Below are 12,308 nucleotides of genomic sequence, written 5' to 3'. Positions count from 1 at the left end.
GTGCTCGGGTTCGGCGCCCGCCGCTGCGGCAGGGCGCCGAACACCTGTCTGCTCAGGCGCCCGCGGCGAATTCGGCCGGGTCGGGGCCGATGCGCTTGCCCTCGTCCAGTGCGGCGAACGCGGCGAGGTCGTCCGCGTCCAGCTCGAAGCCGAACACATCGAGGTTCTCCACGATCCGCGACGGCGTCACGGACTTCGGGATCGCCACGTGGCCGGTCTGCAGATGCCAGCGAAGCACCGCCTGAGCGGGGGTCCGGCCGTGCTTCCGGGCGATCGCGAGGACCGTCGGGACGTCCAGACCCTTGCCCTGTCCCAGCGGGGACCAGGCCTCGGTGACGATGCCGTGCCGCGCATGGAAGGCACGGGACTCCGCCTGCTGGAGCTGGGGGTGCAGCTCGATCTGGTTGACCGCCGGGACGATGGAGGTCTCGTCGATCAGGCGCTCCAGATGCGCGGGGAGGAAATTCGACACGCCGATGGCCTTGGCGCGGCCGTCGGCATGGATCTTCTCGAGGGCCTTGTACGTGTCGACGTAGGTGTCCTTGGCCGGCAGCGGCCAGTGGATCAGATACAGGTCGACATGGTCCAGACCCAGCTTGTCCAGCGAGGCGTCGAACGCCCGCAACGTCGAGTCGTAGCCCTGGTCGCCGTTCCACAGCTTGGTGGTGACGAACAGCTCGTCACGCGCCACACCGGAGGCGGCGATGGCCCTGCCGGTGCCCTCCTCGTTGCCGTAGATCGCGGCGGTGTCGATGCTCCGGTACCCGGACTCGATGGCCGTGGCGACGGCCGTCGTGGCCTCGTCGTCCGGCACCTGCCAGACACCGAAGCCGAGCTGCGGCATCTCGAGACCGTTGTTGAGGGTGATGGAGGGGACCTGGCTCACGAGCAGTCGATCCTTACGTTGTCGGTTGGTACTCCCGTTGAGAAACGATCAACGAAGCCTACGCATTCCCGCCTGCGGAGAACCGGCGAACGCAAGAACCGGCGAACGCACGAACCGGTAGCGGTGCACGCAGCGTGACGACCGCGAGGTTGCGTGCCGCCAGGATCCTGCCGCGGGCCCCTACGGCCCGGTGATCAGCTTCCGCCTCGTGATCAGTGATAGAGAGCGTCGACCTCGGACGCGTACGCCGTCTCGATCGCCTTGCGCTTCAGCTTGAGCGACGGTGTCAGCAGGCCGTGCTCCTCGGTGAACTGGTGCGCCAGGATACGGAACGTGCGGATGGACTCCGCCTGCGACACCGCCGTGTTCGCGGCCACCACCGCCCGTCGGACCTCCATCTCCAGATCCGGGTCCCGCACCAGGTCCGCGGTGCGCATCGGCGGCCGGCCCTGCATGGTGAGCCAGTGGTCCACCGACTCCTGGTCCACGGTCACCAGTGCGGCGATGTAGGGCCGGTCGTTGCCGACGGCGATGCACTGCGCCACCAGCGGGTGCGAGCGGACCCGCTCCTCCAGGCCGGCCGGCGCGACGCTCTTCCCGCCGGACGTCACCAGGATCTCCTTCTTGCGCCCGGTGATCGTCAGATAGCCCTCCGCGTCGAGTGCGCCGAGGTCGCCCGTGGCCAGCCAGCCGTCGTGGAGCACGGCATCGGTGGCCTTGGGGTCGCCCAGATATCCGCTGAAGACGTTGGCGCCGTGCACCCACACCTCGCCGTCCTGGGCGATGTGCACGGTGGACCCGGGGATCGGCTGCCCGACCGTGCCGTACCGGGTGCGCTCGGGCGGATTGGCCGTCGCCGCGGCGGTCGACTCGGTGAGGCCGTACCCCTCGTAGACGATGACTCCCGCGCCCGCGAAGAACAGCCCGAGCTGACGGTCCATGCCGGAGCCGCCCGACATGGCGTGCCGCACCCGGCCGCCCATCGCGTCGCGGACCTTCTTGTAGACGACCTTGTCGAAGAACTGGTGCTGCATCCGGAGCCCGGCGGAGGGCCCGGGGCCCGTCCCGAACGCCCGCTCCTCGATCGCCTCCGCGTACCTCACCGCGACATCGACGGACTTGTCGAAGGCCCCGAGCCGGCCCTCGGCCTCCGCCTTGCGGCGCGCACCGTTGAAGACCTTCTCGAAGATGTACGGCACCGCCAGGATGAACGTGGGCCGGAACGACACCAGGTCCGGCATCAGTGCCTTCGCCGACAGCTCCGGCTGATGGCCCAGCTTCACCCGGCCGCGCAGCGCCGCGATCTCCACCATGCGGCCGAAGACATGGGCGAGCGGCAGGAAGAGCAGCGTCGTCGCCTCTTCACCCGGCTTGGAGTGGAACACCGGCTCCCAGCGGCTGACCATGGTGTCGGACTCGAACATGAAATTGGAGTGTGTGATCACACAGCCCTTGGGGCGTCCTGTCGTGCCGGAGGTGTAGATCACGGTGGCCACCGAGTCGGGCGTCACCGCGCGCCGGTGTCTGTGCACCGTCTCGTCGTCGATCTGGACCCCCGCGTCGACGAGCTCGGTCACCGCGTCGGCGTCCAGCTGCCAGAGCCGCTTCAGATTCGGCAGCCGGTCGATCACCGAACCGATCGTCATCGCATGGTCCTCGTGCTCGACCATGACGGCCGCGACCTCGGCGTCATGGAGCATCCACAGGACCTGCTCGGCGGACGAGGTCGGGTAGATCGGCACGGACTGGGCGCCCACGGTCCACAGTGCGAAGTCGAAGAGCGTCCACTCGTAGCGCGTACGGGACATCAGAGCGACCCGGTCGCCGAACCGCACGCCGTGTGCGATCAGCCCCTTGGCCAGCGCCAGCACCTCGTCGCGGAAGACAGCGGCGGAGACGTCGTGCCACTTCCCGTCCGCGTCCTTGCGGCCGAGGGCGACCCGATGGGGATCGTCCTCGGCATGGTCGAAAACGGTATCGGCAAGACCGCCGACTTGAGGGGCAGCGGCCATGGGTGGGACAGTGAACTCGCGCAATGACCTGCTCCTTGTGGCGCTCCGCACGGCGCCGCGACGCTACCCCACCTTGCGTGGAAGCGGGAGGGTCCGAAGTCTCCGGAAAACGTGGGATCTGCACAGGTCAGCCACTGAAATCGGGCCAGATGGGCAAGGCTCGGGCGCACTTCTGACCGCTGGGTAAGTAGCTCGCACGGGAATCTCCACCGAATCTGTACGTTGTGATTACGCCGACTCCGTGCGGGTGGGCGTGCCCGTGACCCGGTGAAGCCGGTCGCCGCCCGCCAGGATCGCGGCCGCAAGAGCGTCGGCCGCTTCCTGCGCGGCGCCCCTGCGCCTCCCGTGCAGCAGGACGAAGTCCACATCGCCGAGCTCCGGCAGCCCCGCTCTTGGGGGCACCGGGACCAGCCCCGGCGGAATCAGCCCACGCGTGTGCGCCATCACCCCCAGGCCCGCACGGGCGGCGGCGATCAGCCCGCTCAGGCTCGCGCTCGTGCAGGCGAACCTCCAGGACCTGCCGTGCTCCTGGAGGACCTCCAGGGCGCGGGCCCGGGTGATGCCGGGAGGCGGGAAGGCGATCAGCGGCAGCGGCCGGTCCGGATCGATCCTCAGCTGCGGGGCACCGATCCAGGCCAGCGTGTCCTGCCAGACCACCTCGCCGTGGGTGTCGCCGGCCCGCCGCTTGGCGAGTACGAGGTCGAGCCGGCCCGCTTCGAGCTGCTGGTGCAGTGTCCCGGAGAGCTCCACGGTCAGCTCCAGCTCGACCTCGGGATGCTCGCGCCGGAAGGACTCCAGGATCTCCGGCAGTCGCGTCAGGACGAAGTCCTCGGAGGCCCCGAAGCGCAGCCGGCCACGCAGCCGGGTGCCGGTGAAGAAAGCCGCCGCCCGCTCGTGGGCCTGCAGGATCGTCCGGGCGAAGCCGAGCATCGCCTCACCGTCCTCGGTGAGATCGACCCGGTGCGTGTCCCGGGCGAACAGCTGCCGGCCGGCCTCGGCCTCCAGTCGCCGTACGTGCTGGCTGACCGTGGACTGCCGGATGCCGAGTCTGCGTGCCGCCTGGGTGAAACTCAGGGTCTGAGCGACGGCCAGGAACGTGCGGAGCTGGACAGGGTCGTACATGAGGCCAGGTTATCGCGAATCATGATGGCAGTCAGAGCGGTGTACGGGATTCCCGATCACGGTGATCAGGAGCAGGATGGGGAGGGCACGACCCCGCCGAGAGAGCACGTGGAGCACATGAGCAGCCGCACCAGCCGCCGTACCCCGACGCTGCCGTCCTGGCTGCCGGTGGACCCGTACATCCTGGCGCTGATCGGCACGGTGGTGCTTGCGGCGCTGCTGCCCGCATCGGGAACAGCCGCCGATGCGGCCGCAGGGGCGGCGACCGGAGCGGTCGCCCTTCTCTTCTTCCTCTACGGGGCACGTCTCTCGACCGCCGAGGCGCTCGACGGACTGAAGCACTGGCGGCTCCATCTCACCGTCCTGGCCTGCACCTTCGTCGCGTTCCCGCTGCTGGGACTCGCGAGTCACGGCCTCGTACCCCACGTGCTGACCCCACAGCTGCAGGACGGCTTCCTCTTTCTCTGCCTGGTCCCCTCGACGATCCAGTCCTCGATCGCCTTCACGTCGATGGCCCGCGGCAACGTGCCGGCCGCGATCTGCGCGGGCTCCTTCTCCAGCATTGCCGGGATCCTGCTCACCCCGCTGCTCGCCGCACTGGTGCTCGGAGGAAGCGCGGGGGGCTTCTCGACGGACTCCCTGGTCAAGATCGTCCTCCAGCTGCTGGTCCCCTTCCTGGCCGGACAGCTGCTGCGCCGCTGGGTCGGTGGCTTCGTCGCGCGCCACAGGAAGGTGCTGAGCTACGTCGACCGTGGATCGATCCTGCTCGTCGTCTACACGGCATTCAGCGAGGGCATGGTCGCCGGAATCTGGCACCAGGTCACCCCGGTCAGGCTCGGTGCGCTCATGGCCGCGGAAGCGGTGCTGCTGGCGCTGATGCTCTCGCTGAGCTGGTACGGGGCGAAGCGGCTCGGCTTCGGCCGGGCGGACCGGATCGCGATCCAGTTCGCCGGTTCGAAGAAGAGCCTGGCCGCCGGACTGCCGATGGCGAGCGTCCTGTTCGGTGCGCACGCGAGCCTGGCCGTGCTGCCGCTGATGCTCTTCCACCAGATGCAGTTGATGGTCTGCGCGGTGATCGCCAAACGCCGCGCGCGCGACCCGCTGCCGGAGTCCGCCGAGGTGTCACAGGTGCCCGTTACCGTGGGCTGAGAAGCTGCCCGCTCCGGAAGGACGACACCCCGTGACGAGTGACAGCACCCCACCGTCGGACGACTTTCCGCACGGTGTAGGCAACCCGGCCCGCCGTGCCCTGCACGCGGCGGGCTACACGGCACTGGACCAGCTCCCGGCCGTCAGCGAGGCGGAACTGAAGCGGCTGCACGGTGTGGGACCGAAGGCCGTGGGAGTGCTTCGCGCGGCGTTGGCGGCGAAGGGGCTCGCGTTCGCCGGGGAGTGAGCGCGGGGCCGGAAGGCCGCGGAGGAGACCACGGGGGCAGGACCGCGGAGGAGACCACAGGCACGGAGGGACCGGCCGGCGCAGGGGGCGCTCCCCGCCGGCCGGACCCCTGACCCGTGCAGCGGGCGCGGGCCGCCTCAGCCCCGGCTCACCGCTGCCTCCAGGGCGATGCGGTGCTCACCCGCGTACACGTTCATGGACGGACCCCGCAGGAAGCCCACGAGGGTCAGTCCGCTCTCGGCCGCCAGATCCACGGCCAGCGACGACGGCGCGGACACCGCGGCGAGCATCGGGATCCCCGCCATCACCGCCTTCTGCGCCAGTTCGAACGAAGCGCGCCCCGACACGAGCAGGATCGCCTGCGAGAGGGGCAGCCGGTGGTCCGTCAGAGCCCGCCCGACCAGCTTGTCGACCGCGTTGTGCCGGCCGACGTCCTCCCGGATGTCGAGCAGCTCACCCTCCGGCGAGAACAGCGCCGCCGCGTGCAGACCCCCGGTCCGGTCGAAGACCCGCTGCGCCTCGCGCAGCCGGTCGGGGAGAGCGGAGAGCAGCGCGGGTTCCACCCGGACCGGGGGAGTGTCGGCGATGGGATGACGGGTCGTGGTGCGGACGGCGTCCAGGCTCGCCTTGCCGCAGAGTCCGCAGGACGACGTCGTGTAGACGTTGCGCTCCAGGGTGATGTCGGGGACCACGACGCCGGGTGCGAGCTTCACGTCGACCACGTTGTACGTGTTCACGCCGTCCGCCGTCGCGCCGGCGCAGTACACGATCGACTGCACCTCGGAGCCGTCACCGATCACGCCCTCGCTCACCAGGAAGCCGGCCGCGAGCGCGAAGTCGTCTCCCGGGGTGCGCATGGTGATGGCGAGCGGTTTGCCGTTCAGCCGGATCTCCAGGGGCTCCTCGGCGACGAGGGTGTCGGGGCGCGTGGTGACTGCCCCGTCCCGGATGCGGATGGTGCGGCGACGCTCGGTGACCCGTCCCATAGCCGTTAAACCCGATTCTGTACGTGTTGGTAGCCGAAGCGGCCCTTGATGCAGAGGTTGCCGTGGGTCACCGGGTTGTCGTGCGGTGAGGTGACCTTGACGATTTCATTGTCCTGCACATGGAGTGTGACGTTGCAGCCGACGCCGCAGTACGCGCAGACGGTCGTGGTCTGCGTCTGCGCCGGTTCGTCCCACGTCCCGGCCGCCCGCATGTCGAACTCGGTGCTGAAGGAGAGTGCTCCGGTGGGGCACACCTCGATGCAGTTCCCGCAGAAGACGCAGGCCGAATCGGTGAGCGGAGCGTCGTGCTCGGTGGAGATGCGGGCGTCGAAGCCGCGCCCCGCGACGGCGATCGCGAAGGTGTTCTGCCACTGTTCCCCGCAGGCGTCGACGCACTTGTAGCAGAGGATGCACTTGTCGTAGTCGCGGACGTACAGGTCGTTGTCGATCTTCGGCTGCTCGTTGACCCGTGCGGCGTCCGCTCCGAAGCGGGCGGGTTTCGCGTCGTACTCCTTGATCCACTCGGCGGCCCTCGGAGTCGTCGACAGGTCGGTCGAGGAGGCCAGCAGCTCCAGGACGACCTTCCGGCTGTGCCGGGCCCGTTCGGTGTCCGTGAGGACCGTCATGCCCGGCTCGGCGCGCCGGGAGCAGGCCGGGGCGAGCGTGCGGGCACCCTCCACCTCGACGACGCACACCCGGCAGGCGCTCTTCGGGGTGAGCGTGTCGCCCTGGCACAGGGTCGGGATGTCCTTGCCCGCCGACCGGCAGGCGTCCAGGATCGTCGAACCCTCGGGGACCCGGGTCTCGGAGCCGTCGAGCGTGAACGAGACGAGACGGCGCGGCGGCTGGAGCGGCACAGTGGTCACTTGTAGACCCCCAGACGGTCGATGGCGGACTCCACGGCATTCCACGCGGTCTGGCCCAGACCGCAGATCGAGGCATCCCGCATGGCCTGTCCCACCTCTCTCATGAGTGCGATGTCGGCGGCTGCCCCGGCTCCCGTACGGTCCACGATCCGGTGCAGGGCCTCCTCCTGGCGGACCGTGCCCACCCGGCAGGGCACGCACTGGCCGCACGACTCGTCGCGGAAGAACTCCGCGATGCGCAGGAGGATGCGCGGGAGCTCCACCGAGTCGTCCAGGACCAGGACCACACCGGAACCGAGCGTCGTTCCGGCCGCGCGGGTGCCCTCGAAGGTGAGCGGGATGTCCAGCTCGTCGGGGCGTACGAAGCCGCCCGCGGCGCCGCCGAGGAGCACCGCCCGCATGTCCTCGGGCGGACCCGCCAGGGCGAGCAGCTCGCGCAGGTTCGCGCCGAAGGGCAGTTCGTAGATGCCGGGGCGGGCAACCTGTCCCGACACGCAGAACAGCTTGGTGCCGGTGGACGTCTCCGTGCCCGTCGCGGCGTAGGCGGCGGCGCCGTGCTCCAGGATCGGCAGCACGTTCACCAGCGTCTCGACGTTGTTGACCGCGGTCGGCTTGCCGAAGAGACCCTTCTCCACAGGGAACGGAGGCTTGGAGCGCGGCTCACCGCGCTGCCCCTCGATCGAGTTGAAGATCGCGGTCTCCTCGCCGCAGATGTAGGCACCGGCGCCCCGCCGGATCTCGATGTCGAAGGCGTACCCCTGGCCGAGGACGTCGGATCCGAGCAGTCCGCGGGTGCGGGCGCTCGCCAGGGCGTGGCTCAGGCGTTCGTACGCGCGGGGATACTCGCCGCGAAGGTAGATGTAGCCGTGCGCGGCACCGATCGCGTATCCGGCGATCGTCATCGACTCGATCAGGGCGTACGGGTCGCCCTCCATCAGCACCCTGTCCTTGAAGGTGCCGGGCTCGCTCTCGTCGGCGTTGCAGACCAGGTAGTGCGGGCCGTCGGCCTGCTGGGCGGTGGCCTGCCACTTGCGGCCCGTGGGGAACGCTGCGCCGCCCCGGCCCACCAGGCCCGCGTCCAGCACCTCACGGATCACGCCCGCGGGACCGAGTGCGAAGGCGCGGCGAAGGGCGGTGTAGCCGCCGGTGGAGCGGTAGTCGTCCAGCGAGGACGGGTCGATCGCGCCGATGCGCTTGAGGAGGACGAGAGAGGGGTCGCCGGCCTGCGGAACGGCTGTTCCGGCCGGGGGTTCGGTGGGGGCGGCCTCGGGGGATCGGGTGGCTGTGACGACGGCAGGCGCGGTGGCGGGCGCGAGCACGGCGGAGCACCGGAAGGCGTCGGCGGCCGGCTCTTCCCCGCTCCGCCCCTTCCCGTGACCGGGAGCCCGGCCCCCGGACCCCCGCTCCTCAAGCGCCACAGGGGCTGGATCTGCGCCCGCCTGGAGCAGTAGTGCCGCCGGGGCCCGTTCGCACAGGCCCAGGCAGGGGCTCTCCTGCCAGACCGCGCCCTCGGCCGGGGTGCCCGCAGGACCCAGACGCTCCGTCAGGTCCGCGCACAGTGCCCCGGAGCCGCGGGCCGCGCAGGCCAGGTCCGTACAGACATGGAGGACCTTCGCCGGGCGGGGCCGCACCGAGAACATCGCGTAGAACGTCGCGACCCCGTACGCCTCCGCCGGGGCCACAGTCAGTCGCCGGCAGATGTAGTTCAGCGCGCCCTCGCTGATCCAGCCCACCCGGTCGTTCACCGCGTGCAGGGCGGGCAGCAGCTGGTCGCGGCGGTCCTTGGCCGCCGACGCACCGCCCTTCGCCCAGCGCAGGTCCTCCTCGGTCCGCTCCTCGCCGCCCTCCCACCCGGAGGGCGGCGGTCCCAGCAGGGAGTCCACCGTCGCCCGTTCGGCGTCGGAGGGGACGGCGTCGGTGTACCTCAGGTCCATGCGGGCACCAGCTTCTCTATCCGTACGGCGGAGGCCTTGAACTCGGCGGTGCCGGCGATCGGGCAATTCGCCTCGATGGTCAGCTGGTTGGTGTCCACCTCGTCCGGGAAGTGCATCGTCATGAAGGCCAGACCGGGCCGCAGCCCGGTATCGACCCACACGGGCGCGGTGACGCTGCCCCGCCGGGACGAGACCCGCACCTCCTCGCCCACGGCGACGCCGTAGGCCTCGGCGTCCTCCGGGCAGAGCTCGATGTACTCGCCGCGCCGCAATGGCGAGGCGTAACTCCCGCTCTGTACACCGGTGTTGTACGAGTCCAGCCGCCGTCCCGTTGTCAGGCGCAGCGGGTAGGACTCGTCGGTGAGGTCGACCGGAGGGTCGTGCTGCACCAGGCCGAACGGGGCGGCGGCGCCGCGCCGCACCGGATCGGTCTCCCAGAGTCGGGCGTGCAGGAAGCTCGACGGGAGCTTCTCGGTGTCGGGGCAGGGCCACTGCAGGCCCTGGTGCTCGGCGAGGCGCTCGTACGTCATCCCGAAGTGGTCGGGGGAGAGTGAGCGCAGCTCGTCCCAGACGGCCTCCGCGTCCTCGAACTTCCAGTCATGGCCCAGGTGTTCGGCCATGGCGCAGATGATGTCGATGTCCCCGCGTGCCTCGCCCGGCGGAACGAGCGCCGCCCGGACCCGCTGCACCCGCCGCTCGCTGTTGGTCGTCGTGCCGTCGGTCTCGGCCCAGCCGGCCGTGGCGGGCAGGACGACGTCGGCCATGTCGGCGGTCTTCGTCAGGAAGATGTCCTGCACCACCAGATGATCGAGGGCGGCGAGCCTGCGGACGGCCTGGTCGCTGTCGGCCTCGGACTGCGCCGGGTTCTCCCCGATGCAGTACACGGCACGCAGTTCGCCGGTCTCCATCGCCTCGAACATCTCGGTCAGTGTCTTGCCGTACCGGGGCTGGATGACGGCGTCCCAGGACCGCTCGAACTTCTGCCGGGACTGCGGGTCCAGGATGTCCTGGAAGCCGGGCAGCTTGTTGGGGATGGCGCCCATGTCGCCGCCGCCCTGCACGTTGTTCTGCCCGCGCAGGGGCTGGACCCCGGAGCCGTACCGTCCGACGTGGCCGGTGAGCAGGCAGAGATTGATCAGCGCGCGGACGTTGTCGGTGCCGTTGTGGTGCTCCGTGATGCCCAGCGTCCAGCACAGCTGCGCGCGTTCGGCTGTGGCGTAGGCGTGGGCGAGATCCCGGATCGCTTCGGCGGGAACTCCGGTCACCTTCTCGGCGGCGGTCAGGGTCCAGGGCTCGACCAGTGCCACGTAGTCCTCGTAACCGGTCGTCGCCCTGTCCACGAAGGCGTGGTTGACCAGTCCGGCATGGATGATCTCGCGGCCGATGGCGTGGGCGAGCGGAATGTCGGTGCCGACGTTGAGCCCGAGCCAGCTCTCCGCCCACTCGGCGGTCGAGGTGCGGCGTGGGTCGACGGCGTGCATCCGGGCCCCGTTGCGGATCCCCCTGAGTGCGTGCTGGAAGAAGATCGGGTGGGCGAAGCGGGCGTTGGAACCCCACATCACGATGAGGTCGGTGTGCTCCACCTCCTCGTAGCTGGAGGTCCCGCCGCCCGATCCGAAGGCGGCCGACAGTCCGGCGACGCTGGGGGCGTGGCAGGTGCGGTTGCAGCTGTCGACGTTGTTCGTGCCCATGACGACACGGGTGAACTTCTGCGCCACGTAGTTCATCTCGTTGGTGGCGCGGGCGCAGGACAGCATGGCGAAGGCGTCGGGGCCGTACGTCTCGCGGATCTGTCGGAATCCGGCAGCCGCCCGTGTCAGTGCCTCGTCCCAGCTCGCACGCCGCAGCACTCCGTCGGTGCCGCGGACCAGGGGGTGGGTGAGGCGTTCGTAGGTCTTCGGCTGCCGGCCCTTGCGCTTTCGGGGGCCTGTGCGGTCGCTGTTCATGGTGCGCTCCCTGCTGGGGCCGAGGAGGTGGTGGAGAGGAGATCGGCGAGCGCGTGCACGGCGCGCAGCGTCGGTACGGGCGTGCCGGCCAGCGAGGCCAGCTCGACGACGGCCGCGAGCAGCACGTCGAGTTCGAGGGGCTTGCCCTTCTCCAGGTCCTGGAGGGTGGATGTCTTGTGGTCGCCGACGCGCTCGGCGCCCGCGATGCGCCGCTCCACGGAGATCTCGGGCCGGCAGCCGACGGCCGCCGCCACGGCGAGGGTCTCGCGCATCATCGACTCCACGAGCGCACGGGTGTCCGGATGGCGGCAGATCTGGCCCATGGTGGCTCTGGCCAGCGCGCTGATCGGGTTGAAGGAGATGTTGCCGAGCAGTTTGATCCAGATGTCGTTGCGCAGATCCGGCTCGACGGGGCACTTGAGTCCGCCCGCGACCATGGCCTCGCTGAAGTCCAGACAGCGCCTGGACACGGAACGGTCCGGCTCCCCGATGGAGAACCGGGTGCCCTCGAGGTGGCGTACGACTCCGGGCGCCTCGATCTCGGTGGCGGCGTAGACGACGCATCCGATGGCGCGCTCGGGCGGCAGAGTGGCGCTCACCGAGCCCGCCGGGTCGACGCTGTCCAGCCGGCGCCCGGTGTACGGCCCGGCCAGACCGTGGAAGTACCACCAGGGGATGCCGTTCTGCGCGGCGATCACGGCGGTGCGTGCGTGCATCAGGGGATGGACCAGCGGTCCCGATCCCGCGTACGAGTTGGCCTTGAGTCCGAGGAACACGTAGTCGACGGGCCCGACGTCCGACGGGTCGTCGGTGGCGGCGGGCCGTGCGGTGAAGTCACCGCGCGGGCTGAGCACGCGCACGCCGTCACGGCGCATGGCCGCCAGATGCGGGCCCCGGGCGATGAGATGGACCTCGGCGCCTGCGCGGTGGAGCGCGGCCCCGACATAGGCGCCGATGGCACCGGCACCGACAACTGCGACTTTCACGGGGCTCTCCGTTCGGTGAGAGGACCGAGCGAGGGTGTCAAGTCGACAGAATATTGTCTACAGTATGCGGTTAGGGGGGTCAAGACTCGTGACAGCGGGTGCCTTCCCGGCGGCGTTGCGGTGGGTGGCATCGCAGGTGGCTGCGCGAGTTCCCGCGGAGCTGCTCGAGACGCT

At 70.1% G+C, this 12,308-nt stretch carries 10 protein-coding genes; 2 read left to right on the top strand and 8 right to left on the bottom strand.

What is annotated here, in order from left to right; all coding sequences use genetic code 11:
* Positions 1 to 52 precede the first annotated feature (52 nt).
* From ACFWBQ_RS02000 to ACFWBQ_RS01990, 3 genes are all read right to left on the bottom strand, one after another.
* Positions 53 to 886, bottom strand: coding sequence for an aldo/keto reductase (locus ACFWBQ_RS02000; RefSeq protein WP_385482890.1), 834 nt, complete (start codon positions 884 to 886; stop codon positions 53 to 55).
* Positions 887 to 1,098: 212 nt separating this feature from the next.
* Positions 1,099 to 2,898: an AMP-dependent synthetase/ligase gene (locus tag ACFWBQ_RS01995; protein WP_385483150.1), complete on the bottom strand. Its 1,800-nt coding sequence runs from the start codon at positions 2,896 to 2,898 to the stop codon at positions 1,099 to 1,101.
* A 228-nt stretch (positions 2,899 to 3,126) separates the two neighbouring features.
* Entirely contained in the window at positions 3,127 to 4,020 is an 894-nt protein-coding gene (locus tag ACFWBQ_RS01990) for a LysR substrate-binding domain-containing protein (RefSeq protein WP_385482888.1), read from the bottom strand.
* 117 nt (positions 4,021 to 4,137) lie between these two features.
* Between ACFWBQ_RS01990 and ACFWBQ_RS01985 the strand changes: the two genes are divergently transcribed.
* On the top strand, positions 4,138 to 5,169 hold the full coding sequence (locus tag ACFWBQ_RS01985) for a bile acid:sodium symporter family protein (RefSeq protein WP_385482886.1): 1,032 nt from the start codon (positions 4,138 to 4,140) through the stop codon (positions 5,167 to 5,169).
* A 31-nt stretch (positions 5,170 to 5,200) separates the two neighbouring features.
* On the top strand, positions 5,201 to 5,416 hold the full coding sequence (locus ACFWBQ_RS01980) for a DNA-binding protein (RefSeq protein WP_385482884.1): 216 nt from the start codon (positions 5,201 to 5,203) through the stop codon (positions 5,414 to 5,416).
* Between the two features lie 137 nt (positions 5,417 to 5,553).
* On the opposite strand, the gene fdhD is transcribed toward ACFWBQ_RS01980, so the two are convergent.
* Genes fdhD through ACFWBQ_RS01955 form a run of 5 tightly spaced genes read right to left on the bottom strand, consistent with a single transcriptional unit; the run spans position 5,554 to position 12,134 of the window.
* Positions 5,554 to 6,402 (bottom strand): formate dehydrogenase accessory sulfurtransferase FdhD, encoded by an 849-nt coding sequence (gene fdhD, locus ACFWBQ_RS01975; RefSeq protein WP_385482882.1) that lies wholly within the window; start codon positions 6,400 to 6,402, stop codon positions 5,554 to 5,556.
* Positions 6,403 to 6,407: 5 nt separating this feature from the next.
* On the bottom strand, positions 6,408 to 7,268 hold the full coding sequence (locus tag ACFWBQ_RS01970; RefSeq protein ID WP_385482880.1) for a 2Fe-2S iron-sulfur cluster-binding protein: 861 nt from the start codon (positions 7,266 to 7,268) through the stop codon (positions 6,408 to 6,410).
* Positions 7,265 to 9,202, bottom strand: a complete 1,938-nt coding sequence (locus ACFWBQ_RS01965) for an NAD(P)H-dependent oxidoreductase subunit E (RefSeq protein ID WP_385482878.1) — start codon at positions 9,200 to 9,202, stop codon at positions 7,265 to 7,267. The genes ACFWBQ_RS01970 and ACFWBQ_RS01965 overlap by 4 nt, the downstream gene beginning before the upstream one ends.
* On the bottom strand, positions 9,193 to 11,148 hold the full coding sequence (locus ACFWBQ_RS01960) for a molybdopterin oxidoreductase family protein (RefSeq protein WP_385482876.1): 1,956 nt from the start codon (positions 11,146 to 11,148) through the stop codon (positions 9,193 to 9,195). The genes ACFWBQ_RS01965 and ACFWBQ_RS01960 overlap by 10 nt, the downstream gene beginning before the upstream one ends.
* Positions 11,145 to 12,134, bottom strand: coding sequence for a 2-dehydropantoate 2-reductase (locus tag ACFWBQ_RS01955; RefSeq protein ID WP_385482874.1), 990 nt, complete (start codon positions 12,132 to 12,134; stop codon positions 11,145 to 11,147). Before ACFWBQ_RS01955 ends, ACFWBQ_RS01960 begins: the two co-directional genes overlap by 4 nt.
* Positions 12,135 to 12,308: the final 174 nt, after the last annotated feature.

The sequence above is a fragment of the Streptomyces sp. NPDC060035 genome, assembly GCF_042736635.1.
Taxonomy (GTDB): domain Bacteria; phylum Actinomycetota; class Actinomycetes; order Streptomycetales; family Streptomycetaceae; genus Streptomyces.
Note: the sequence above shows the minus strand (reverse complement) of the source record. Positions and strands in the feature narration are given on the sequence as shown.

Excerpts from the sequence above, each read along its gene's own strand:
- ACFWBQ_RS01985 (WP_385482886.1), top strand. The coding sequence starts at position 4,138 with ATGAGCAGCCGCACCAGCCGCCGTACCCCGACGCTGCCGTCCTGGCTG.
- ACFWBQ_RS01995 (WP_385483150.1), bottom strand. The coding sequence starts at position 2,898 with ATGGCCGCTGCCCCTCAAGTCGGCGGTCTTGCCGATACCGTTTTCGAC.
- ACFWBQ_RS01990 (WP_385482888.1), bottom strand. The coding sequence starts at position 4,020 with ATGTACGACCCTGTCCAGCTCCGCACGTTCCTGGCCGTCGCTCAGACC.
- fdhD (WP_385482882.1), bottom strand. The coding sequence starts at position 6,402 with ATGGGACGGGTCACCGAGCGTCGCCGCACCATCCGCATCCGGGACGGG.
- ACFWBQ_RS01960 (WP_385482876.1), bottom strand. The coding sequence starts at position 11,148 with ATGAACAGCGACCGCACAGGCCCCCGAAAGCGCAAGGGCCGGCAGCCG.
- ACFWBQ_RS01965 (WP_385482878.1), bottom strand. The coding sequence starts at position 9,202 with ATGGACCTGAGGTACACCGACGCCGTCCCCTCCGACGCCGAACGGGCG.